The sequence below is a fragment of the Cryobacterium sp. LW097 genome (assembly GCF_002205495.2).
Taxonomy (GTDB): domain Bacteria; phylum Actinomycetota; class Actinomycetes; order Actinomycetales; family Microbacteriaceae; genus Cryobacterium; species Cryobacterium zongtaii.
Genome location: NZ_CP021992.1, coordinates 571,420 through 594,482, shown reverse-complemented (window position 1 = coordinate 594,482; position 23,063 = coordinate 571,420). Strand labels below are relative to the sequence as shown.

18 protein-coding genes are annotated in these 23,063 nt (G+C 68.8%); 6 read left to right on the top strand and 12 right to left on the bottom strand.

What is annotated here, in order from left to right:
- Positions 1–87: 87 nt before the first annotated feature.
- From B7495_RS02750 to B7495_RS02725, 6 genes are all read right to left on the bottom strand, one after another.
- Positions 88–3,159 (bottom strand): glycoside hydrolase family 38 C-terminal domain-containing protein, encoded by a 3,072-nt coding sequence (locus B7495_RS02750; protein WP_088455226.1) that lies wholly within the window; start codon positions 3,157–3,159, stop codon positions 88–90.
- A gap of 14 nt (positions 3,160–3,173) precedes the next feature.
- Positions 3,174–4,031: a carbohydrate ABC transporter permease gene (locus B7495_RS02745; RefSeq protein ID WP_088455225.1), complete on the bottom strand. Its 858-nt coding sequence runs from the start codon at positions 4,029–4,031 to the stop codon at positions 3,174–3,176.
- A gap of 4 nt (positions 4,032–4,035) precedes the next feature.
- Positions 4,036–4,986, bottom strand: a complete 951-nt coding sequence (locus tag B7495_RS02740; RefSeq protein ID WP_088455224.1) for a carbohydrate ABC transporter permease — start codon at positions 4,984–4,986, stop codon at positions 4,036–4,038.
- 3 nt (positions 4,987–4,989) lie between these two features.
- Positions 4,990–6,351, bottom strand: a complete 1,362-nt coding sequence (locus tag B7495_RS02735; protein ID WP_088455223.1) for an extracellular solute-binding protein — start codon at positions 6,349–6,351, stop codon at positions 4,990–4,992.
- A gap of 131 nt (positions 6,352–6,482) precedes the next feature.
- Positions 6,483–7,682 (bottom strand): ROK family protein, encoded by a 1,200-nt coding sequence (locus B7495_RS02730; protein ID WP_088455222.1) that lies wholly within the window; start codon positions 7,680–7,682, stop codon positions 6,483–6,485.
- A gap of 131 nt (positions 7,683–7,813) precedes the next feature.
- Positions 7,814–9,700, bottom strand: coding sequence for a phosphoenolpyruvate carboxykinase (GTP) (locus B7495_RS02725; protein ID WP_088455221.1), 1,887 nt, complete (start codon positions 9,698–9,700; stop codon positions 7,814–7,816).
- A gap of 148 nt (positions 9,701–9,848) precedes the next feature.
- On the opposite strand from B7495_RS02725, the gene B7495_RS02720 reads away from it, so the two are divergent.
- The 6 genes from B7495_RS02720 (at position 9,849) to B7495_RS02695 (ending at position 16,626) form a co-directional block, all read left to right on the top strand.
- Positions 9,849–11,291: a helix-turn-helix domain-containing protein gene (locus tag B7495_RS02720; RefSeq protein WP_088455220.1), complete on the top strand. Its 1,443-nt coding sequence runs from the start codon at positions 9,849–9,851 to the stop codon at positions 11,289–11,291.
- A gap of 183 nt (positions 11,292–11,474) precedes the next feature.
- A complete protein-coding gene (locus B7495_RS02715; RefSeq protein WP_166789307.1) occupies positions 11,475–13,712 on the top strand; it encodes a bifunctional diguanylate cyclase/phosphodiesterase in 2,238 nt (745 codons plus the stop codon).
- A 10-nt stretch (positions 13,713–13,722) separates the two neighbouring features.
- Complete coding sequence (locus B7495_RS02710; protein ID WP_088455218.1) at positions 13,723–14,190, top strand: GNAT family N-acetyltransferase; 468 nt, start codon at positions 13,723–13,725, stop codon at positions 14,188–14,190.
- Positions 14,191–14,229: 39 nt separating this feature from the next.
- On the top strand, positions 14,230–15,327 hold the full coding sequence (locus B7495_RS02705; protein ID WP_088455217.1) for an AI-2E family transporter: 1,098 nt from the start codon (positions 14,230–14,232) through the stop codon (positions 15,325–15,327).
- 79 nt (positions 15,328–15,406) lie between these two features.
- Positions 15,407–16,312 (top strand): hypothetical protein, encoded by a 906-nt coding sequence (locus tag B7495_RS02700; protein WP_088455216.1) that lies wholly within the window; start codon positions 15,407–15,409, stop codon positions 16,310–16,312.
- Positions 16,312–16,626, top strand: a complete 315-nt coding sequence (locus tag B7495_RS02695) for a transcriptional regulator (RefSeq protein ID WP_088455215.1) — start codon at positions 16,312–16,314, stop codon at positions 16,624–16,626. Before B7495_RS02700 ends, B7495_RS02695 begins: the two co-directional genes overlap by 1 nt.
- Positions 16,627–16,676: 50 nt before the next feature.
- Here B7495_RS02695 and B7495_RS02690 read toward each other — a convergent pair whose 3' ends face one another.
- From B7495_RS02690 to B7495_RS02665, 6 genes are all read right to left on the bottom strand, one after another.
- Positions 16,677–17,519: an alpha/beta hydrolase gene (locus B7495_RS02690; RefSeq protein WP_088455214.1), complete on the bottom strand. Its 843-nt coding sequence runs from the start codon at positions 17,517–17,519 to the stop codon at positions 16,677–16,679.
- A 63-nt stretch (positions 17,520–17,582) separates the two neighbouring features.
- Positions 17,583–18,917 carry an APC family permease gene (locus B7495_RS02685; RefSeq protein ID WP_088455213.1) on the bottom strand — a complete coding sequence of 445 codons (1,335 nt, stop codon included), beginning with the start codon at positions 18,915–18,917 and terminating at the stop codon, positions 17,583–17,585.
- Between the two features lie 159 nt (positions 18,918–19,076).
- Positions 19,077–20,048 (bottom strand): nucleoside hydrolase, encoded by a 972-nt coding sequence (locus B7495_RS02680; RefSeq protein ID WP_198414931.1) that lies wholly within the window; start codon positions 20,046–20,048, stop codon positions 19,077–19,079.
- 215 nt (positions 20,049–20,263) lie between these two features.
- Positions 20,264–21,076 carry an SDR family NAD(P)-dependent oxidoreductase gene (locus tag B7495_RS02675; protein ID WP_088455211.1) on the bottom strand — a complete coding sequence of 271 codons (813 nt, stop codon included), beginning with the start codon at positions 21,074–21,076 and terminating at the stop codon, positions 20,264–20,266.
- The gene (locus tag B7495_RS02670; RefSeq protein WP_088455210.1) at positions 21,076–22,332 is read right to left on the bottom strand and encodes a thiolase family protein; all 1,257 of its coding nucleotides are present in this window, start codon (positions 22,330–22,332) and stop codon (positions 21,076–21,078) included. The genes B7495_RS02675 and B7495_RS02670 overlap by 1 nt, the downstream gene beginning before the upstream one ends.
- 9 nt (positions 22,333–22,341) lie before the next feature.
- Entirely contained in the window at positions 22,342–22,959 is a 618-nt protein-coding gene (locus B7495_RS02665) for a hypothetical protein (RefSeq protein WP_088455209.1), read from the bottom strand.
- Positions 22,960–23,063 lie beyond the last annotated feature (104 nt).

Sequence of the window (23,063 nt, the reverse complement as noted above, 5' to 3'; positions counted from 1 at the left end):
GTCTTCCGCGAGGTCCGCTCTCCCCGCGAGAGCGGGCACGTGGCTGCCTCCCCACCCGCGACACGACCACGTGGCCGCTTTCGCGAGTTACCGGCGGCGGATGAAGCGCAGCGTGACGATCTCGAACGGGCGCAGGGTGAGGGTGAGGGCGTGCGACTCCACCGGGAGCGGCGCCCCGGCGGCGAGCTCGACGCGGGGCTCGGCCAGCGGGCGCTCGAGCAGGTCGGTCTCCACCACATCCGTCGCCTCGAAATGCCGGATGAGCCGCGCCGTCGACCGATTGCCGTGCGCCTCGTACAGCCGCACGATCACATCCCCGCTCCTGTCTTCGGCGAGCTTGACCGCCTCGATCACCACGGCCGGGTTGTCGACCCGGAGCAGGGGCTCGACGACAGCGTCGGCCACCCCGGTCACGGTGCGCAGCGGCAGGTTCAGCCGGTAGCCCTCGGCCACGGCCTCGGGGATGCCGGAGCCCACCCGCAGGGAGACCCGCAGCTCATGCCGGCCCTGGTCGGCGGCGGGGTCGGGGAACACGGCCGCGCGCAGCAGCGACAGCCGCACCGTGGTCGCGGACCGGCCGGCGCCGTCCGGGGACCGGCTGATGTCATGTCCGTAGGTGGAATCGTTGGCCACGGCCACCCCGTAGCCGGGCTCGCCCGCGTGCACCCACCGATGCGCCACCGTCTCGAACCGGGCGGCATCCCAGGAGGTGTTGGTGTGCGTGGCCCGGAAGACGTGGCCGAACTGGATCTCCGAGGCGGCCCGGTCGGCGTTCACGTCGAGCGGGAAGGCCAGCTTGAGCAGCTTCTGCCGTTCGTGCCAGTCCAGATCGAAGTGCAGATCCACCGCCGGCGACCCCGCCGACAGGGTGATGTCCTCGACCACGCGGGAGGTCCCGAAGGCACGGGTCACCCGCACGCGGGCCCGGTCGGGCGTGTCCAGGATCACCTCGACGGACTCCGCCGTGGTCAGGTCCACGGTGTTGCGTTTGTAGTGTTCGTCGATGTCCCAGGCGTCCCACTGGGTGGGGGTGTCCCGGTGCAGCTGCAGCAGGTTGCCCCGGGAACCCGCCGGCACCAGCTCGCGGTGCGCGATCACGTCCCACACCGAGCTGAAGAGCCCGTCGGCGTCGATGGTGACGGCCACGAGTCCGTTGTCGAGCACGAGGCCGGCCGCCGTGCGGGTCAGGGTGACGTCAGCCGCCGGCGCCGCCGGATCGGGGTGGGCGGCATCCGCGCCCGCCAGCCCCGCCACGCCGTCAAGGGCGTACGGGCCCGCGTTCAGGAGAACTGTGCTGTCGCCGGTGGAGCACAGCTGCCGCACAGTGGTCTCGATCACGTCGGTCAGGGTGTCGGCGACGGCGGCGTAGTTGCGTTCGGCTTCCTGGTGCACCCAGGCGATGGAGGAGCCGGGCAGGATGTCGTGGAACTGTTGCAGCAGCACGGTGTGCCAGGTCTGCTCGAGCAGATCGTAGGGGTAGGCGACCCCCGAGCGCACGGATGCCGTGGCCGCCCACAGTTCGGCCTCGCGCAGCAGGTGCTCGCTGCGGCGGTTGCCGCGTTTGGTGCGAGCCTGGGAGGTGTAGGTGCCCCGGTGGAACTCGAGGTACAACTCGCCGAGCCAGACCGGCGGCTCGGGGTACTCGGCCTCGGCCGCCTCGAAAAAGCGTCGCGGGCTGGACAGCTCCACCGTCGGCGAGCCTTCCAGCGACTCGGTTCGGCGGGCGGCGGCGATCATCTCCGTGGTCGGTCCGCCGCCGCCGTCCCCCCATCCGAATGGCACGAGCGACGTGTTGGCCGACCCCTTCTCGGCATATTGGTGCTCCGCTCGCGCCAGCTCCTCCCCCGACAACTCCGCGTTATACGTGTCGACGGGAGGGAAGTGGGTGAAAATCTGGGTGCCATCGATGCCTTCCCACCGGAAGGTGTGGTGCGGCATCAGGTTGGTCTCGTTCCAGGAGGTCTTTTGGGTCAGGAACCACCGCGACCCTGCCGCCGCCACGATCTGCGGCAACGCCGCCGAATAGCCGAACGAGTCGGGCAGCCACACCTCCAGCGGCTCGACGCCGAATTCCTCCATGAAAAAACGCTTCCCGGCGACGAATTGGCGAGCCAGCGCCTCACCACCGGGCATGTTGGTGTCCGACTCCACCCACATCCCACCCACCGGCACAAACGTGCCGGCCGCGACCTGCGCCTTGACCCTGGCGAACAGCTCCGGGTAGTGCTCCTTGAGCCAGGCATACTGCTGGGCGGATGACGCGGCGAAGGTGAAGTCCGGGTTCGCCTCGATCAGGGCCAGCACATTGGAGAAGGTGCGTGCCACCTTGCGCACAGTCTCCCGCACCGGCCAGAGCCAGGCGCTGTCGATGTGGGCGTGGCCCACGGCGTGCAGATGGTGGGCGCTCGCGTTCGCCGGTCGGGCGAGCACTTCGGCGAGCGCCGCGCGTCCACGGGACGCCGTGCCCGCGACGTCGTCAGGGTCCACGACGTCGATGCTGCGTTCCAGCGCCCGTAGGATCTCCGCCCGCCGGGCGAGACCCGTGGGAAGCTCACGCATGAGACCGGTCAGGGTCCAGAAATCCTGCAGGAGCTCCCACACGGTCTGGTCCTTGAGCACCACGTCCACCTGCCGAAGCCGGTAGATCGGGGTGGCTCCGGCCGTGGCGGGGTCGCCCTTATCGGTGGCGACGAAGGTGAAGCCGGAGGTGACATCCGGGTTGGCGGCCGCCTCGATGTAAAGGTCGATGCGCCCACCGGGTCCCACCGTCAGAGGGACGGAGCGGTTGCGGGGCTCGACCGCCTTGAGGATGACACCGTCCGGGGACCAGACCAGGCCTTCGGCCTGGAACCCCGGCGTCGCCTTGCTGAAGCCGAGATCGACCAGGAGTTCGACCCGCAGGGAGTCGTCGACCGGCCACTGGGCCGGAACGCTGCCGGTGACGTGCAACCAGGTCGTTCCCCACGGCCGCCCCCAGGTTCGGCCGGTACCGAACGGGCTGTAGTCCTGGCGGATGGCGTCCATGAAGGGTACGGGCTCACCCGGAGCATCCCACGATTCGATGGCGAGGGGCACGGCGGCCCGGTTGAGGGCTGGTCGGAGCCGTTCCCGGACGAACCGGCTGATCCGCAATTCCACGAGCGTGCTGTCATCATGCATGACTGGTACCGTTCCTAACCCTTGATCGCGCCTGACATGGTGAATGACCCGCCCATGCCGCGGGAAACGAGGACGTAGAGCAGAATCACCGGGACTGAATACAGCACGGAGAACGCGGCGAGCTGACCGTACGCGATGGCACCGTACTGGCCGAAAAAGCTGTAGATGCTCACAGCGGCCGGCTGCTTGCTCGGCGAGAGCAGCAACACGAACGGCACGAAGAAATTGCCCCAGGCCTGGATGAACACGAAGATGAACACCACGCTCAGTCCGGGGCGCATGAGGGGCACAACGATGCGCCGGAGGGCGTTCATCGCTGACGCCCCGTCGACCCAGGCGGCTTCCTCCAGGCTGACCGGAACCGAGTCCATGAAGTTCTTGGTCATCCAAATGGCCATCGGCAGCGAGGTCGCCGCCATGAAGAAGATCGTGGCAGGAATCGAGTCCAGCAGATTAAGGCGAACGAACAGGCTGTACACCGGAACCATGATTGCGGTGATGGGTAGGCAGGTGCCGAACAGGACCCCGTACATGAACGGCTTGTTGAAGCGCATGGTGTACCTGGAGAGCGGGTAGGCAGCCAGCACCGACGCCAGCACAGTGACGACGGCGGCGCCGCCGGAGAGCAGCAGGCTGTTCCAGAGCGGCAGGAACGTCAGCTCGGGGTTGAACACCGCGGCAAAGTTGTCCACGGACAGTTGCTCGGGAATCTGGGTCTGGTAGGTGGCCTTCACGTCGAGGGAGGCCAGGACCAGCCAGGCCAGCGGCAGCAGGAAGCACAGTGCGATGACGATGAGAACGGCATTGGCCAGGAGCGCGCCGGTGGCCTTGCGCGGCGAGGCCACCGAGGTGGCGAGGGTGCTGACGGTCATCGGCTCAGACCTTTTCTGGGCGAAGCGCCCGAATGTAGACAAGCGAGAAAGCGGCACCGATGAGCAGCATGACCGTCGCGATGGCGGTGCCGTAGCCGATGTCACCGAACTTGAATGCCTCCTGGAACGCCATGATCGGCAGGGTGGTGCTTTCGTTTCCGGGTCCGCCCGCGGTCATCACCCAGATCAGGGTGAACACCGACAGCGTCTGTAGGGTGATCAGCATCAGGTTGGTGGCGATGCTGTTCTTGATCATCGGGATGGTGATCCAGGTGAGGCGCTTGATGCCGTCGGCGCCGTCAATCATGGCGGCCTCCGTCACCTCTACCGGCACATCGTTCAACGCCGCCCGGTAGACCATCATCGAGAACGCGGTGCCCCGCCAGGCGTTGGCCAGGATGATCGAGAGCATGGGAAAGCTGTACAGCCAGTTCGGTCCGCTCATCCCCGCCGCGGCGAGCACCTGGTTCAGGGTGCCGTCCTCGCTGAAGTAGGCGTAGGCGACGAAGGCGGCGACGATCTCGGGCAGCACCCAGGCCGCGACGACGGCCGTGCCGACCACGGCGCTGACCACCTTGCTTGCCCGATTCATCAGCAGGGCGATGCCCAGCCCGAGGACGTTCTGGCCGACGATGGCGGAGGCGACCACGAACACGAAGGTCAGCCACAGCGACAGCGGAAAGACCGGGTCCGTGAACAGGGTGAGGTAGTTGTCCAGGCCCACCCACTGCGGGTCCTGTGCGCTCGCGCCGGTGAGGGCCGCGTCGGTGAAGGACCCGTAGAACGACCAGATGACCGGCCCGAGCAGGAAGATCGCGAGGAGCACGACGGCCGGCGCCAGGGGCAGCACCCGGGTCAGGGTGCGTCCCCGTGGCCGCCGGCGCGGGCCGGGACCCGAGGGTCCCGACCCGGCCACGGTCTCACCGGGAGAGTGGGAAACGGTGTCGGCTGACATGGACTACTTCGTGGTGACCTTGTCGGCGCCCACGATGCCCTCCACGGCGGTGTCGTACGCGGCCGCCGCTTCATCCACGCTCATCTGCCCGGTAATGACGGCCTCGGTGGCCGCCTGCACTTCGGCGGAGATCTTGGAGTAGTCGCTCGTTGCCGGGCGGTAGTGGGTCACGTCCACCAGCTCGGTCACGTCGGCCACGAACGGGTTCGCGGCGAGGTAGGTCGGTTCGCTGGCGACATCCGTGCGCACGGCAATCTGGGAATTGTTGATCGCGTACCAGAGGGCGTTCTCCTGGCTGACGGCCAGGGCGAGGAAATCGAACGCGAGGTCCGCGTTCGCGGTCTTCGCCCCCACCGCGAGGGTCCAGCCACCCGACATGCTCACACCTCCGGGTTCCTCACCGTTCTGGGTGGGGAACGTCGCGACGGCCATGTCCTCGGTGTACGCCGGCCACTCGTAGGAGCCGCCGGTCTGCCAGAACGACGGGGTGTAGGAACCTTCGACGGTGCCGCCGAGCTTGCCCTGCGGGAACAACTCGCCGAAGACCTTCTTCCACACGTTCGGGTCCAGCGCCTCGGACGGATCGAGGGCGAGCTTCTCCGCGTAGAGGGTCTCCAGGAACTCGAGGGAGTCCTTGAAACCCTGGGATTCGACCACCCATTTCTGGTCGTCCTCGTTGTAGAGGGTGTCTCCGGTGCCGTAGAGCAACTCGTAGAAGCTCTGCATCACGGTGCCCTCGCCGGTGCCCTTACCTGCGTACATGTTGAACGGCACCACGTCGGGCTGGGTGTCCTGGATGGCGCGGGCGGCCGTCAGGATGTCGTCCCAGGTTTCCGGCTGCCACGGCAGCTCGATGCCGGCGGCGGCGAAGACCGGTTTGCTGTACCAGATGCCCCGGGTGTCGGTGCCCAGCGGGACGGCGTAAACGCTGCCGTCATCCCCCATCCCGGCGGCCTTGGCTCCCTCGTTGAACTGCGCCCACTCGTCCCAGTCGGCGAGCTGGTCGTCGATGTTGAGCAGGTAGCCCGCGTCGATGTCGGAGCGCAGCCGGAAGGTGTCCTCGTAGAACACGTCGGGTGCGGTCTCGGCGGACTTCTGCGAGAGCGCGAGCTTGGTGGAGTAATCGTCGTCGTTGGCCTGGATCGGCTCGAGTTCGACGGTGACCCCGGGGTTCGCGGCCTCGAACTCCGGCTTGATCTTAGTGAACAGCTCGTCCAGAGCCGTGAAGGAATCGGTCTTCTGGTACACGATCTTCAGTGATTGGCTGTCGCCGTCGGCGTCGCCTCCGGCAGCCGTACAGCCCGCCAGCGCAACCATCGAGGTTGCCGCCAACACGGACAGGGCGAGTTTTGCGTTGCGATGCATGGTGCTCCTTTGCTCCAGCTCGTGCCCCCCAAACGCTGACCGGCCCAGTTACCGGCAGGTGGCATACGGAAATACTAAATCGAATGGATAAACTCGCACAAGAGCCTGACGGCACCTTTACCGAGCTGTGACTAACCGAGGATCAGACGGGCCGCACGCGGTGCGAGCGTGTGGTCCAGCACCAGGCAGGCGGCGCCGACAGCGCCGACGTCCTCGCCGACTCCTGTGCCCGCCACCTCGATTCGGTGGATGCTCCTGGCGACCGTCAGCTCGTCCAACAGGCCGGGTATCCGGCGCAGGTACACCCGGCTCAGCCGCGACCAGTAGGGCCCGCCGAACACCACCCGGTCGACGTCGAGCAGGTTCGTGAGCACCGACACCGCTTTCGCGACCCGGCCGGCGGACTGCTCCAGGACGGCCAACGCCGCATCCGACCCGCCCTCGGCAAGCTCGCACAGGGCCGAGAACTGCACATCGGTCTCTCGGGCATCCGCGTTCGGCTTCGAGGCGGTCAGCACGCCGAGCCGCACGGCCGCCCGCACCAGGCTCTGCGGGGTGCAGGTGACCGCGACACAGCCCCGAAGCCCACAGCCGCACGGCGGACCGTCCGGATCGACAATGATGTGGCCGATTTCTCCGGAATTGTGCGAGCTGCCGCGCACGACCTCGTCCCGCAGCACCAAACCCGCCCCAATGCCGGTGCCGAGGTAGAAGAACACGAAGCTGCCGACCCCGCTGGGCCCGCCCGCCCACATCTCGGCCACGGCGGCTGCGGTGACGTCCTTGTCTACGATCACCTCGAAGCCGGTCGCCTGCGCGAGGGCGTCGCGGAGCGGCACCAGGTGCCAGCCGAGCAGGTGTGGCGGATCGACGACCGTTCCGCGCTCGGGATCGATCGGCCCCGGCGTCGCGACGCCGAGCCCGGCGATCTTCGCGCGGTCCACCCCGGCCTCGCGGATCAGCCGTTCGATCTCCTCCACGATGTGACGGACGACATGGTCCGGGTCGCTGGCCGCGGGCGTGGCGCTGCGGGATCGGTGCACGACGGCGCCGGTGAGGTCGAGGATGGCGAAGGTCATCACCGCCGGGTCCAGATGCACGCCTACGGCGTATACGCCGCCGGGGTTCAGCTTCAGGATCGTGCGCGGCTTGCCGGGACCGCTGCTGGCCTTGCCGGCTTCGAGCACCATGTCCCGGTCGATCAGCCGACGACAGATGTTTGAGACGGTCTGCGCGGACAGCCCGGTGGAGTGCCCGAGCTCCACCCGGCTGAGGCCGTTGACCGAGCGGCGGATCGCGTCGAGCACGACGGCGGCATTGAAGTCGCCCATCCGGGGCAGATTCGTGCCACGCCGCGCCCGCAGATCGCCATTTGGAACCACGGATTCACCTCATTGCTTACCTCGGGATGACTGAATCCTATTCGGTCACCCGGCGCACAATGAGCGCAGAGCCGCCGCGCCTACGTTGCGAGGTGGTAGCGCAGGCTGGCGAGCTCGGACCGCAGCGCGGCCGGCACTCGGCCGCCGAATCGGCCGAAGAACTCCTCGGTGAGGTCGCACTCGGCCAGCCAGGAGGCCGGGTCGATGCGGAACAGCTGCTCGAGGGCATCCGGTGTCACGTCGAGGCCGTCGACGTTGATGGCGCCGGGCTCCGGCATCCGCCCGATCGGGGTATCGACGGCGTCGACGCTGCCCTCGACCCGGCGGATGATCCACTCGAGCACCCGGGAGTTCTCGCCGAAGCCGGGCCAGAGGAAGCTGCCGTCCTCGCCCTTGCGGAACCAGTTGACCTGGAAGATCGCGGGCGCCTTGACGCCCAGTCCGCGGCCGACCCGCAGCCAGTGCGCCCAGTAGTCGGCCATGTTGTAGCCGCAGAACGGCAGCATTGCGAAGGGGTCTCGGCGCAGCTCTCCCACGGTGCCTTCGGCGGCGGCGGTCTTCTCCGAGGAGATGGTGGCGCCCATGAACACGCCGTGCTTCCAGCTGCGGGCCTCCGCGACCAGCGGCACGTTGGTGGCGCGCCGGCCGCCGAACAGGATGGCGTCGATGGGCACTCCCCCACTGGATTCCCAGCTGTCGGCGATCGACGGGCACTGCGCCGCCGGCACGGTGAATCGGGAGTTGGGGTGCGCGGCCGGCCGGCCGCTGTCGGGCGTCCAGGAGTTGCCCTCCCAGTCGGTGAGGTGCGCGGGCGGGGTGTCGGTCAGGCCCTCCCACCACACGTCGCCGTCGTCGCGGAGGGCGACGTTGGTGAAGATGGTGTTGCCCCACACCGTCTGCACGGCGGTGGGGTTGGTGGTCTCACCGGTGCCGGGGGCCACGCCGAAGAACCCGGCCTCGGGGTTGATCGCCCAGAGCCGGCCGTCGTCGCCGGGGCGCAGCCACGCGATGTCGTCGCCGATGGTCTCCACGGTCCAGCCCGGAACGGTGGGCTTGAGCATCGACAGGTTGGTCTTGCCGCAGGCCGAGGGGAACGCGGCGGCCACATGGTAGGTGCCGCCCTCAGGTGAGGTGACCTTGATCAGCAGCATGTGCTCGGCCAGCCAGCCCTCATCACGGGCCATCACCGACGCGATCCGCAGCGCGAACGACTTCTTCGACAGCAGGGCGTTGCCGCCGTAGCCGGAGCCGAACGACCAGACCTCGCGGTCCTCGGGGAACTGCACGATGTACTTGGTGTCGTTACTGGGCCAGGTGACGTCGGCCCGGCGGATGCCGGCACCGTCCACGAGCGGGAAGCCTACGCTGTGCACGGTGTGCACCCACGGGGCGCCCGCCTCGATCAGGCGCAGCACGGCAGCGCCCATCCGCGTCATGATGCCCATGTGCAGCACCACGTAGGGCGAGTCGGTGATCTCCACGCCGAGTTGCGAGATGGGGCCGCCGAGCGGTCCCATCGAGAACGGCACGACGTACATCGTGCGGCCGCGCATGCTGCCGGCGAAGACGCCGTTCAGTTCGGCGCGCATCGCCTTCGGTTCCGCCCAGTTGTTGGTGGGGCCGGCGTCATCGGGGTCGGTGGAGCAGATGAAGGTGCGGTCCTCCACCCGGGCCACGTCGGTCGGGCTGGTGCGGGCGAGGAAGCTGTTCGGCCGCCACTCCGGGTTGAGCCTGATGAGCTTGCCCTCGTCGACGAGCTGTTTGGACAGGCCGTCGGCCTCCTGCGCGGTGCCGGTGCACCAGACGATGGCGTCGGGCCGGGTGAGGCGGGCAATCTCGTCGACCCAGGCCCGCAGGGCAGGGTCGGTGGTACCCGTGGGTACACCGGGGACGGTGGCGGCCGAGGTCTGGGTCGCGTGTAAGGTGTGGGCGCGGATGTCGCTGCGCACGGGGTGGGTGACGGTCATGGTCTGGCCTTCCTCAGGATTCGGACGGGGCGGGAAGAGTGGGGCAGGAGCGCTAATTTCGTCCTGTGCATTAAGAATGCGACCGAATCGGGGTCAGGAACCGGAAAACAGTCGTTAAGAACCACGGTTCTTTACGTATGCTTAAGGAATGCCAACGCCGGCCTCCGACCTCGTCACCCTGGGTCATCGCATCCGTCACTTTCGGAGCGAGCGCGCGCTCACCCTGGACCAGCTCGGTGAGCAGGTAGGTCTGGCGGCCAGTCAGCTCTCCCTGATCGAGAACGGCCGGCGCGAGCCCAAGCTGTCCGTCCTGCAGCAGTTAGCGCAGGCCCTCGGGGTGCCGCTGGCCGACCTGCTCAGCGGTGAGGCGCCCAACACCCGGGCGGCCCTGGAGATCGAGCTGGCCCGGGCGCAGAAGAACCCGCTCTACGGTGCGCTCGGCCTGCCCCAGGTGAAGGTGACCAAGGGCATGCCGCTGCCGGCGATCGAGTCTCTCGTGGGCCTGCACCGCGAGCTCGCCCGTCGGGCCAGTGAGGCCATCGCCACCCCGGAGGAGGCCCGCCGGGCCAACACCGAACTGCGCGAACGGATGCGGGAACGCGGCAACTACATGTCCGACATCGAAAAACTCGCCGAGGAGCGGGTGCGCGCCTCCGGGCACGTCTCCGGCGCGCTCACCCACCGCGAGGTCAGCGTGATGGCCGAGCAGCTGGGCTTCACCCTGATTTACGTGAACGACCTGCCGCACTCCACCCGGTCGGTGACCGACCTGGCCAACCACCGCATCTACCTGCCGCCGGCGTCGATCCCGGGCGGGCACGGGCTGCGGTCGATGGCGCTGCAGGCGATGGGGCACCGGCTGCTCGGTCACGAGCGCCCGGCCAGCTACGCCGAATTTCTCTGGCAGCGGTTGGAGATCAATTACTTCGCCGCCTGCTGCCTGATGCCGTTGGAGGCCACTCGCACGTTCCTGCAGAACGCCAAGCGGGAGCGGGTGCTCTCGGTGGAAGACCTGCGCGACGCGTTCGGAGTCACCCACGAGGCTGCGGCGCTGCGGCTGACCAACCTGGCCACCACCCACCTGGACATGACCGTGCACTTCCTGCGGGTCACCGGCGACGGCGCGCTGCAGAAGGGCTACGAGAACGACGGCCTGCCGTTGCCCGCGGACGTGACCGGGTCGATCGAAGGCCAGCTGGTCTGCAAGCAGTGGAGCGCCCGCAGCGCGTTCACGCACACCAACCGCACCACCGAGTTCTACCAGTACACCGACACCCCGGCCGGCACCTTCTGGTGCGCCACCCAGACCGGCAGCACCTCGGATGGCGAGTTCTCGATCAGCGTCGGCGCCCCGTTCGCGCAGGCCAAGTGGTTCCGCGGCCGGGAGACCACGCAGCGGGCGGTGTCCCGCTGCCCCGACGAGTCCTGTTGCCGGCGCCCGTCGGGCGCGGTCGCCGCCCGCTGGGACGGCCAGGCCTGGCCGAGCGCCCGGCTGCACGCGCACGTGCTCTCGCCGCTGCCCAGCGGTACCTTCCCCGGCGTCGACGACACCGAGGTGTACAGGTTCCTCGAGGAGCACGCCGACCAATAGCGCCCGGCACGCCCCGGATGCCCCCATCGTCGTCGGGTTTGGCGAGAGTGTCCCTGGAAGCACCATGTGACGGCTAACGTGAGTAGACGAAGTCTGGGGGCGGCGATGGCGGCGACTACATCTGCGGCGCAGGGTGAACAGACACGGTCAGGTGGGCGGTTCGCCTCGTGGCCGATCTGGATCATGGCGCTCCTGCTGGCGACGTTCTCCGTCGCCATCCTGCTCCGACGTGACACCGAGTTCAGCCCGCTCGTCGACGGGTGGCTGGGGCTGCTCGCAATGGTGGTTCCCATCTTCGTCTGCGTGCGGGCCCTCCACCGCACCCGGTTCGGCCAGCTGGAGCTGGTGCTCGCTGCGGCAGCGGTGACCTCCTGGGCGGTCGGGAACATCTATTTTGTGCTCTCGGCAGGCTTCGGCGTGACGCTGCCGTACCCGTCGCTCGCCGACATCGGGTTCCTGGCCTTCTGCCCCCTGATGATGGCTGCGCTGGTGGTGTTGGTGCGCCGGAAAGCGCGGGACATGGCCTGGTCCGTTGCGCTGGACGGCGCCCTGGGCAGCGTCGCCGCGGCAGCCGTGCTGGCGGTGCTGCTGAATCCCATCCTGGGCCCCGTCGCAGACAGACCGGCCTCGCTGGCCACTGCGGTCGCGGTGTCGTATCCCCTGGCCGACCTGCTGCTCGTGGCCGTCTTCGTCGGGGTCGGGGCCTCCCAGGGGCGGAACGCGGGTCCCCGATGGATCCTGCTCGTGTTGGGCCTGATGACGTTTGCCGCCACCGACGTCACCTACGCCCTGCTGGAACTCACCGACCTGTACGTCGTGGGCACCCCACTCGACATGGGCTGGGCAATCGGCCTCGCCTTTATCGCGTGCTGGATCGACGTATCCGCCCGCGCCGACAGGACGCGACCCGTCCCGGCGTGGTCGATTCCCGCGCAGGCCGTGCCGGCGTTGGCCACGGCCACCGGGCTGGGTGTCCTGATCCTGGCAAGCGAGGTGGAGGTCCCGCCGCTCGCGGTGGCGCTCGCCAGCCTGACCCTGGTGCTGGCCGCGGTTCCCCTGGTGTTCAGGCAGCGGATCCGGCTCGCGGACATGCACCGCCAAGCCATGACGGACGAGCTCACCGGCCTGCCCAACCGGCGCGCACTGTACGCCGAGGTGCCCGCTCGGCTGGCCGCCGATCGGCAACGCCGCAGTGCGCTCCTGCTGCTTGATCTCGACAAATTCAAGGAGGTCAACGACAGCCTCGGACACGACGTTGGCGACGGTCTGCTCCGGGTGGTGGCCGGGCGACTGTCGGCGCAGCTGCGCGAGGCCGATCTGCTGGCCCGACTGGGTGGGGACGAATTCGCCATCCACCTCGACGGATGCGATGTCGCCGCGGCCGAGAGCGTCGCCGTGAAGCTGCGCACGGCACTGGCCGAACCGTTCACCCTGGCCGGCATCACCCTGCAGGCCCACGCCAGCATCGGAATTGCCCTCCACCCCGAGCAGGGCCAGGACCTCACCCTTCTGCTGCGCAAGGCCGACATGGCCATGTACCGGGCGAAGTCCACGCGGGGCGGGCACCACGTCTACCGCGACGACGACGGCCAGGGCGACGAGCGGTTACGCACCCTGGCGGAGCTGCGCACGGCGCTGCTCGAAGACCAGCTGCTGCTCCACTACCAGCCCAAGGTCGATCTCGCTGACGGCACCGTCCGGGGCGTTGAGGCCCTCGTGCGCTGGGATCACCCGGTGCGCGGGCTGCTCTATCCGGATGCCTTCCTCGCACTCGTCGAGGAGGCCGGGCTGATGCCGGCGATGACGCAGATCGTGTTCGAGAAGGCCCTGGATCAGACTGCTCGCTGGCAGGAGCAAGGGCGCACGCTGTCTGTGGCGGTCAATCTCTCGGCAAGCTCACTCGTCGACGTTGAACTGCCTGATCGGATCGCTGACATGGTCGCCGCGCGCGGGCTGGTTCCCTCAGTTCTGGTGCTCGAGATCACCGAAGACTTCCTGATGGGAGACCGGGAACGGGCACACGCCATCCTCACCCGGCTGCGTGACCTCGGGGTGCGGATCGCCGTGGACGATTTCGGCACCGGCTACAGCTCCCTGGCGTATCTCCGTGATCTGCCCATCGACGAGCTGAAGCTGGACAAGTCCTTCGTGATGCCGATGGCCGACGATCCGCGCGCGGCCGCGCTCGTGGCCTCGACCATCGATCTGGCGCACAGCCTCGGCCTGCGGATGGTGGCCGAAGGTGTCGAGAGCAGCGTCGCCTACGCAGACCTCGCCGGCCACGGGTGCGACGTCGCGCAGGGCTTCTTCATTTCCCCGCCCGTGCCGGTAGCCGAACTGGATGCCTGGCTTGCCAGCCGCGAGGTGGCCGTTGTGACCGGCCTCACGGCCACGCTGTTCACCCCTCGTGGGGGCCGGTAGGTTATTGGCCATGATTCAGATTGCGCGTGAGACCCCGACCCGGACGGACGTGCTGCTGTTGCTGGACGAGCACCTGGCCGACATGTTCGCCACCTCACCGGCCGAGAGCGTGCACGCCCTGGACCACTCGGCACTGTCGGCGCCGGAGGTCTCGTTCTGGACGGCCCGGGAGGACGGCGTCCTTCTCGGCTGCGGGGCCCTGAAACAGCTGACCCCCACCGAGGGTGAGATCAAGTCGATGCGCACCGCCCCGGCCGCGCGCGGACGGGGCATCGCCGCGGCCCTCCTCGGCGAGATCGTGAACGCGGCCCGGCACCGCCGGTACGAGCGGCTCTACCTCGAGACCGGCAGCCAGGACTTTTTCGCGCCGGCCAGGCGGCTCTACGACCGGCACGGCTTCACCGAGTGCGCCCCGTTCGCGGACTACGTTCTCGACCCGCACAGCACCTTCATGCGTCTCGATCTCGCCGGCGGCTGAACGCCGACCGGTGCCCGGGCACGGGAGTAGGTTGACGCCGTGACCACACTGCAACGGAAGAACCGGCTCCGCGAACGCCTCGGAACCGGTGCGAACGCCTTCGCCAACCATCCATTTCGATGGGCCTTCGTCGCCACTCTCGGCGTGCTGGCGGCTCTGGTAATCGCCGCCGCCGTCGCCGGCATCGGGACCGTGGTCTTCTCGGTGTTCGCTGCCGCGTTCATCACCCTCGGCCTGGATCCGTTGGTGCGGTGGTTCGAACGTCGCGGCATGAAGCGCGGAGGTGCGATCCTCACTGTGAACCTGCTTTTTGTGCTGGTCATCGTCGGCATGCTCTCGCTGGTCCTGCCGCTCGTCATCGGCCAGGCCGTCGCCTTCGTGAACGGCCTGCCGGCGATGCTGGCCGATCTGCGCGCCGAAGACTGGTTCCAGCAGGCGTCGTCGGGCAGCGGCGGACTGCTCACGAATATCTACTCCGGCGTGGTCGACTTCCTCACGAACCCGGCCACCTGGACCGGGATCGGCGGCGGTCTCCTGCAAGTCGGCGTCGCGGTGATCAGTGCGATCTCGACGACAACGTTCATCTTCATCCTGACCATCTACTTCACAGCCACGCTGGACTCCTCCAAAGCGGCGATCTACACCCTGGTCTCCGCGTCGCACCGCGAACGGGTGGTGGGGCTGGCCGAGCGAATCATGCAGAACATCGGCCGGTACCTCAGCGGCATGGTGGTGTTGGCGTTCCTCAACGCCACCTTCAGCCTCATCCTGTTGACCCTGGTCGGCAACCCGTTCGCGCTGGTCATCTCGGTCTCCGCGTTTTTCATCACCCTGATCCCCCTGATCGGCACGGTGTTGACGACGGCGTTCATGACGATCCTCACGCTGTTCGTTTCGCCGACCGCGGCGCTTGTCGTGCTGATCGCCATGCTCATCTATATGCAGATCGAGGCGTACATTCTCACCCCGAGGGTCATGAGCAAGGCGGTCAATGTTCCCGGCTCCATCGTGCTCATCGCCGCCCTCGCCGGCGGCACGCTCGCCGGCCTGCCCGGGGCGCTCGTCGCCATCCCCGTCGCGGCCGGCATTCTGCTGATCCTCAAGGAAGTGGTCATCCCCGCCAAGGCGCTCAGCTGAGTAACATCCACTTGCTAACTGGCAAGTGAATGCTACATTGACAGTGCGGCAGGGCCGTCGCGGTAATCGGGGGGACATCATGAGCAACCAGCACACGAGTGACAGCGCACAGCCAGGCGCGGCTGCGGCGGCGAAGCTCCTGCAGGCCAGTGACGCGGTCGGCGACCGGGTTCGTGAGGCCATCGATGCCCGCACCCAGGCAATCGTCGACGCCTGGATGGCCGTGGCCGTTCTGGCGTATTCGCTGGCCTTCGCACTCTCCGGCCTCGGCGGTTTCGACGGCGCGGGCCTCATTCCTGGAGTCGTGCACACCGCCGGCGACGGGCTCAACGTGGGGTTCCTGGTGCTCGCGGGATTCCTCGCTGCCGGCACCCTGACCGACGGACTCACGCAGAGCCAGCGTCGGCCGCGGCGGCCCGGGTCGAAGCGACGCCGCTTCGGCTATTCGATGGCCAGCGTTCTCCCGTTCCTCGCCCTCCTCTACCTGGCGTTCCTGGCGCCCACGCTGCAGTGGCCCGTCGCGCTGATGATTGTGGCCTTTACCGCGGTACCGGTGGTCGTTCTGGCGATTCGCTCAGCGCAGCAGGCCAGGCTGGCCGGAGTTCATCGCCCAGAGCCCGCTCTATCGGGCCTCCTGAGCCCGACCGACCGCGCCGTCACGGTCATCCTGGGTCTGTGGCTGGGCGCGATCGGCATGTTGACCGGAACCCCATTCGGTGTCGCCGGCATCGTCACGGCTGCCGCGTTCTTTCTCGCCATACTCGCCACCCGCACCACCCGCGTGGGCCTGGACCGGCTCACGGAAGACTGGGGCCGCACCCAATGGGCCGCCTTCGGCTGCACCTACCTGTTGATGCTGGGCCTGTCCGTGGTGCTGTCCCGCACCACCTGGGACCTCGGCCTCGTCAGCACCGTCGGAGGTATTCTCATCGCGGCCCCGCTCGTGGTCGCGGCGTTCCGGCCCGCACCCATCTGGGCGGTCTGATGGCGGCACACCACCCCCGCCACAACCTCGATGACGCGCTGCTCACGCCGCTGCGTTTCTCGGTGATGGCGGCGCTCCGGCCGGATGTCGAGATTGACTTCGGCACCCTGCGCGACCTGCTCGAGACCGATGATTCGGCGCTGAGCAAGGCCATCAGCACGCTCGGGACGGCGGGCTACCTCGCCGTGCGCAAGGGCTACGTGGGTAACCGGCCGCGCACCTGGATCACCGCCACGTCCGACGGGATCGCGGCCATGCGCACCCACGTCGACGCACTGCAGGCCATCGCCGCCGGGCTGCGGCCGGCGCCCTGATCTCGCGAGCGCCGAGCGGGGGTGCCGCGGCACGGCCAGTGCCGGACGGACTATGACCCCGACGAGCCCTCGAGCCAGGCAGTCATGCGCCGGAGGCTGGACTGGGCGCCCGGGTTCTCCGGCTCGTTCAGGTGGCCGTGCCGGGTTCCCGGCTCTTGGCAGACCGTGACATCGACGCCAGCCAGCGCGAGTTCCGCCGCAAAGGCCTGCCCCGACGCGCGCAGGCTGTCGTGCTCGGAATTCAGGACGAGCGTGGGCGGCAGGCCGGCCAGATCGTGACCGCCGGGGAACGCATAGGGATTGTCGAGCCCGGCTGGGTCGCCCACGTAGTTGAGGTTCATCGCCCGCACATCGTCGGGCTCGAACCGTGCGTCAGCGGGCAGCACCGCGATCTTCTGCGCGAGTTCGTTGCTGGGTTCCGGCAGGACGCTGTGCACGAGCGGGTAGGCCAGCAGCAGCGACGCCGGCTGTGCGCCGCCGGCGTCCCGCAGCCGCAGCGCCACCCCCGCGGCGAGGGCGCCTCCCGCACTCGCCCCGCCCAACGACAGCCGGTCGGCGTCGATGCCGTACGCGGTCGCCTGATCGGCGGCCCAGCAGAAGGCCGCGGCGACCTCCTCGGACGCCACCGGAAAGAGCACCCCGTCGCGGGCCGGTTCGCTGTCAGTCAGGGCCGCCGACACCGGTGCCAGCCGATATCCGACGCTGATCACGGTGATGCCGCGCGCCGCGAGCTGTTGGGACACCCAGTGCGCCTCGGGCATCTCCAGGTCGCCCCACGCGAAGCCACCCCCGTGCGCCCAGACCAGTGCCGGGCTCTGTTCCGACCCGGCGGCGGCGCGATAGACACGAATCGGGATGGCACCGTACGGGCCGGTAATCGTCAGGGAATCCATGGCTCTGATCCTCCCAGCTGCTGCCGTACCGGCGGCCACTCGACACGCTCGCGACCCGCGGGGTCAGGACCGGGCGCGGCGGCCGAGCTTCGTTGCGGCGTAGAGCAGGCAGCCGACCGCGACGATGATGCCGCTGCGCAGCCAGACTTCACCGCTCTGCTGCGTGAGCAGAATGAGGCAGGAAAGCGCGCCCAGAATTGGCAGCACGCTCCAGGCCCGGAAGTGCTCGTGTTCGACCTTCTCCCGGCGGAGGACAAGAACGGCGATGTTCGTGCTGAGGAACACCAGCAGCAACAGCAACACCACGGTCTCTGCCAGCGTCGCGATACTCCCGGTGGCGGTGAGCACCATCGCGAGGGCCGTGGTGACCACGATCGCCACCCACGGTGTGCCCCGGCCCGGCAGCACCTTGGCGAACACCGACGGCAGTAGGCCCTGCACACCCATCCCGTAGGCCAGTCGGCTGGACATGATCATGGTGAGCAGCGCACCATTCGCAACCGCCACCAACGCGATCAGGCTGAACAGCCAGGCCGGGATGCCCACGCCCGTTGCCTGGATGACGGTGAGCAGCGGACCGGTGGATTCCTTCAGGTCGGCGGCCGGCACGGCCACCGATGCCGCCGTGCCCACCAGCAGGTACAGGATGCCGGCCGTCGCCAACGCGCCGAACAACGCCTTCGGGTACACCCGCGATGGGTTCTTGACCTCTTCGATCACGTTGGCGCTGGTCTCAAACCCCACAAAGGAGTAGTACGCCAGCAGCGCGGCACCGAAGACCGCAATCACCGGGTTCGCGGTGGATTCGAAGGTGACCGCCCGGCTGAGGTCTCCCCCACCGCCGGAGAACATCACGGCGACCGCGACGACGACGAGCACCAGGCCGGTGGTCTCGATGACTGTCATCACCAGGTTCGCCCGCACCGATTCCTTGATGCCCCGGGCGTTGAGCAACCCGGCGGCGGCGAGGAAGAGCACCGCGCCGAGCACCGGCCGAATGTCGATGAACGTGCCGAGGTAGTCGCCCGCGAACGCGAGAGCGAGGCCGGCGGCGCTGACCACGCCGGCCGCGAGCATGCAGAAGCCGACGAGGAACGCGATGAGCGGCTTCTTGTAGGCGCGTTCCGCGAACACCGCGGAGCCTCCCGCCCGGGGGTACTTCGTGACGAGCTCGGCATAGGACGCCGCGGTGAGCAGGGCGAGGCCCAGGGCGACGAGCATCGGCACCCAGGTCACGCCGCCGACCTCGCCGGAGATCTGGCCCACCAGCGCGTAGATGCCCGCCCCCAGCACATCGCCCAGGATGAACAGGTACAACATCTTGCCGGAGATGTTGCGCTTGAGTGCCGGCTGGGTTGCGCCTTCTCGCGGGTCGGTGCTGGCGTTTTGCTGTGTCATTCCGATACTTTAACCCGCGCCGCCCATCCCGTGGCTACCGAAAAGACCGAACGAAATCGACCCAGCTTTGCGGGCAACTGTTACCGCACCGGACAATTGTGGCCGGTGTGCCGGCCACAATTGTCCGCACGGGGAACAGCTGGCGGCGACGCGGGTCCGTCAGCCCGCGGCGTGGGCGGCGAGCTTGGCGGTGAAGTCGGAGAACAACAGCCGCAGGTCGAGCCGGGTGTACACCCGCATCGGCCGGGGACCCTGCCGCGGGATGAAGTCGTACGACCCGTCGGCGCGGATGCGCGGCACCGTGCGGGTGACGTACGCACTCGACGAGGGGTCCGCCGCGAACGAGGACTGCAGCGCAGTCAGCAGCACGAGCGGGCTGTCGCCCAGGATGTACGTCTCGCCGAGCGGCGGGCCGTCGGCGCCGACTATCGCGGCAACCCCCGCGAGGGCGTCGTAGAGGTGCGATCCGATGGCGCCGTGCGGTCGAACATCCGTGAGCAGCTCGGCCCAGGAGAAAAGCGCCTGCCGGTACGCATCCCGGGGCACCTGCCAGATCGGCATGAAGGAGTCGAAGATCACCCGGGCGGCGGAGATGTCGATGGCCAGGTTGTATTCCGGGCCGTGCGTTCCGGGCGGCGGCACGGCCAGGCCGTCGTGCTCCGGCCCGCCGATCCAGACCAGGGTGAGCCGGGTCGCGATGCGCGGCTCGAACAGGTACGCGCTGGCGATCTCGGTGAGCCCGGCCCCGCAGGCCACGAACAGCGGCAGATCGGTGTCGGTGCGCATGGCCTCGGCGATGATCGCATCCGTAGCCGCGGAGCGAACCGGCGAGAGCGGGTCGGTCATGCCCAGGTTGGACCCGGCCAGCACGGGGATCGTGCCGGCGCGGCCGAGCAGCTCGAGCACGGTGCGGGCGGCCTCTGCGGCGTTGTCGGCGGTCTGCTCGGACGGGTCGAACGGGTCGCCGGGCCTGAGGTGCGACCCGATGATCGCGCGGATCTCCACGGAGGGCGACAGGACGTGGTGGGCCAGCTGCACCAGGCCGTCGGGATCGCCGGAGAAGTCGTTGTCGATGATCACTCGGGCGCGCGGTTGCACGACCCGGCGCAGCTCGGTCTCGAATGAGGTCAACGCCGGCACCTTCCCTGAGGGGGTTTTTCTGACGAGTGTAGTGGTCGCGGCGGTGCGGCTCGCGGCACGTGTTCGGGGTCGCGGCACGGGGTCGATCCCGCGGCACGTGTTGGGGATCGCGGCAGGTGGGAGAACACCTGCCACCGGAAATGCCCCGTGCCACCGCACTCGCGTCGTGCCGCCGGGACAACGGCGTGCCACGAGAACCGGTGCGGCTACTGCGGCGCCATCCGGATGCCGCCGTCCAGGCGGATGGTCTCGCCGTTGAGCATCGGGTTCTCCACGATGTGGCGCACCAGGGCGGCGTACTCGGCGGGGTCGCCGAGCCGGGCCGGATGCGGCACCTGGGCGCCGAGCGACGCCCGGGCTTCGGCGGGCAGGCCCTGCAGTAACGGGGTGTCGAACAGTCCGGGCGCGATGGTCACGACCCGGATGAGCGAGCGCGCGAACTCCCGAGCCAACGGCAAGGTCATCGCCGCGACCCCGCCCTTCGATGCGGCATAGGCCGCCTGACCGATCTGGCCGTCGAACGCGGCGACGGATGCCGTATTCACGATGACGCCCCGCTCCGGGGTGCCACCCGCCGCGGTTGCTCCCACAGCGTCCACCGGCTCGGTGGCCTGCATGGCCGCGGCAGCCAGGCGCACCACGTTGAAAGTGCCGAGGAGGTTCACCCGCAGCACCCGTTCGAAGTCGGCCAAGGCCATCGGGCCCTGCCGGCCGACGGTGCGCGCCGCGGGCGCGATGCCTGCACAGTTGACCACGATCCGCAGTGGGGCCACGGCTCCGGCGGCCTCGACCGCGGCCTGCACATCGGTCTCCACGGTGACATCCCCCGGCAGGAATATCGGCGACCGCGGTGCAGAACCTGGCGCCGCAGTCAGCTCGGCCGCCCGCTCTGGGCCCGCCGAACTCGCGAGGTCGAACAGCACGACGTGCGCACCGGCCTCGTGCAGGGCCCGCGCGGTGGCCAGTCCGAGGCCGGAGGCGGCGCCGGTGACGAGTGCGGAGCATCCGTTTATGCGCATCAGAGTCGTTCGATGATGGTGGCGTTGGCCATGCCGCCGCCCTCGCACATGGTCTGCAGGCCGTAGCGACCGCCGCCGGACTCGAGGGTGCCGAGCAGGGTGCCCAGCAGCCGGGTGCCCGAGGACCCCAAAGCGTGACCGAGGGCGATCGCGCCGCCGCTGGCGTTGAGCTTCTCGAGGTCGGCGCGCAGTTCGCGCTGCCAGACCAGCGGCACGCAGGCGAAGGCCTCGTTGACCTCGTAGGCGGCGAGGTCGTCGATGCCGAGGCCGGTGCGGGCCAGGATGCGCCGGGTGGCGGGGATCACGCCGGTGAGCATCAGCAGCGGGTCACTGCCGGTGACCGCGAAGCTGTGGAACCGAGCCCGGGGGGTGAGGCCGAGCGCGGCGGCGCGGCTGGCGCTCATGATCAGGGCGGCGGAGGCGCCGTCAGTGAGGGGCGAGGAGTTGCCGGCGGTGATCTGCCAGTCCACCTCGGGGAACCGGGCGGCGAGCTCGTCGGTGCGGAATGCCAGCGGCAGCTCGGCGAGGGTCTCGACGGTGCTGCGCCGCCGGATGGTCTCGTCGCCGATGACCTGGCGGCCGTCGGGCAGGGTGACCGGCAGCAGCGTCGCATTGAAGTCGCCTCGCGCGGCGGCCTCGGCGGCGAGCCGGTGTGAGCGGGCGGCGTACGTGTCGAGTTCGGTGCGGGTGAGACCCCATTTGGCGCTGATCAGCTCGGCGGAGACGCCCTGACCGACCAGGCCCTGCGGGTAGCGGGCGTGCATCAGGCGGCCGTGCGGGTCCTGGCTGATGATCGCGGATGCGGGCGAGCCCCAGCCCTCGGAGCGGCCGGCCGCGTCGGAGCCGCCGGCCGGGGTGGGTCCGCCCGCGGAACCCAGCGGGATGCGGCTCATCGATTCGACCCCGCAGGCGATGACGATGTCATAGCTGCCGGCGAGCACACCCTGCGCGGCGAAGGTGGCGGCCTGCTGGCTGGAGCCGCACTGCCGGTCGATGGTGGTGCCGGGCACCGATTCGGGAAACCCGGCGCTGAGCAGCGCGGTGCGGGTGATGTTGGTGCTCTGCTCACCCACCTGGGTGAGGCATCCGCCGATCACGTCATCGACCAGGGCCGGGTCAAGGTTATTGCGGTTGACCAGGTCCTTCAGCACCCCGGCGAGCAGGTCGGCCGGGTGCACCCCGGAGAGCGCACCGCCGGGCTTACCCCGGCCGGACGGGGTGCGGACAACATCGACGATGACAGCATCATTGCTCATGGCTCCAGCCTATGGGTCCTGGTGAGATCCCGGCCGATGCACGGTGAGCACGTGCGTAGACACGCCCTGCGGACGATGGCTCCGGGTCGCATCCAGCAGCAGCGCCGACCCGGGCGCGGCCTCGGCCCCGTTCACCCGCACGGTGCCGCGCAACGCGAGCAGCAGCTGCGCCCCGGCAGGCAGTTCGGCCTGGGGCGTTAGCGTGCGGATGCTGAACTCCGGCGGTTCGGCGGCGCCGGCGAAGGTCAGGACGACGAGGGAACTCGCCCCTGGCGGCCTGAGTTTGGGCCGTTCGAAACACACCGTGGCGGAGCGCACCGGCATGACGTGCGCGCGGCGCAGGACCCGGTTCGATTCGCTATTGCGCACCGCAACCTGCGGGCCGGCGAGGCCGACCACATAGTGGTGGGTGCCAATGGGTCCGACCAGCAGGCCGGCGGAGTCTTTGATCTCGACCACGCGGAGCTGCCAGCGCAGCGTCAGGTCGTGGTCAAGATCGGCCCAGATCTCGCGGGCGCTGCCCCTCCCCTGGTCCAGGGGCTGGCGGGGCAGGTCGGCGAACCGGATGACGCGGGGCGGAGACTGGTCCGCCTCCACGCCGTCATCCTCTTCTGCCGGGATGCTCATCGGTCGTCACGGTCGGGCCGGCCCGGCCCGCCGGGTGCCGACACAAAGATGTGCTGGATGGTTCGCATTTCAACCATCCAGCACATCTCGGTATTACGAAGGAC

What these genes read in the sequence shown, in the direction of transcription:
- B7495_RS02675 (WP_088455211.1), bottom strand. Translation starts at nt 21,076, where the DNA reads ATGCGCATAAACGGATGCTCCGCACTCGTCACCGGCGCCGCCTCCGGC.
- B7495_RS02690 (WP_088455214.1), bottom strand. Translation starts at nt 17,519, where the DNA reads ATGGATTCCCTGACGATTACCGGCCCGTACGGTGCCATCCCGATTCGT.
- B7495_RS02725 (WP_088455221.1), bottom strand. Translation starts at nt 9,700, where the DNA reads ATGACCGTCACCCACCCCGTGCGCAGCGACATCCGCGCCCACACCTTA.
- B7495_RS02670 (WP_088455210.1), bottom strand. Translation starts at nt 22,332, where the DNA reads ATGAGCAATGATGCTGTCATCGTCGATGTTGTCCGCACCCCGTCCGGC.
- B7495_RS02710 (WP_088455218.1), top strand. Translation starts at nt 13,723, where the DNA reads ATGATTCAGATTGCGCGTGAGACCCCGACCCGGACGGACGTGCTGCTG.
- B7495_RS02720 (WP_088455220.1), top strand. Translation starts at nt 9,849, where the DNA reads ATGCCAACGCCGGCCTCCGACCTCGTCACCCTGGGTCATCGCATCCGT.
- B7495_RS02700 (WP_088455216.1), top strand. Translation starts at nt 15,407, where the DNA reads ATGAGCAACCAGCACACGAGTGACAGCGCACAGCCAGGCGCGGCTGCG.
- B7495_RS02665 (WP_088455209.1), bottom strand. Translation starts at nt 22,959, where the DNA reads ATGAGCATCCCGGCAGAAGAGGATGACGGCGTGGAGGCGGACCAGTCT.
- B7495_RS02685 (WP_088455213.1), bottom strand. Translation starts at nt 18,917, where the DNA reads ATGACACAGCAAAACGCCAGCACCGACCCGCGAGAAGGCGCAACCCAG.
- B7495_RS02740 (WP_088455224.1), bottom strand. Translation starts at nt 4,986, where the DNA reads ATGTCAGCCGACACCGTTTCCCACTCTCCCGGTGAGACCGTGGCCGGG.
- B7495_RS02750 (WP_088455226.1), bottom strand. Translation starts at nt 3,159, where the DNA reads ATGCATGATGACAGCACGCTCGTGGAATTGCGGATCAGCCGGTTCGTC.
- B7495_RS02735 (WP_088455223.1), bottom strand. Translation starts at nt 6,351, where the DNA reads ATGCATCGCAACGCAAAACTCGCCCTGTCCGTGTTGGCGGCAACCTCG.
- B7495_RS02695 (WP_088455215.1), top strand. Translation starts at nt 16,312, where the DNA reads ATGGCGGCACACCACCCCCGCCACAACCTCGATGACGCGCTGCTCACG.
- B7495_RS02715 (WP_166789307.1), top strand. Translation starts at nt 11,475, where the DNA reads ATGGCGCTCCTGCTGGCGACGTTCTCCGTCGCCATCCTGCTCCGACGT.
- B7495_RS02745 (WP_088455225.1), bottom strand. Translation starts at nt 4,031, where the DNA reads ATGACCGTCAGCACCCTCGCCACCTCGGTGGCCTCGCCGCGCAAGGCC.
- B7495_RS02730 (WP_088455222.1), bottom strand. Translation starts at nt 7,682, where the DNA reads ATGGGCGACTTCAATGCCGCCGTCGTGCTCGACGCGATCCGCCGCTCG.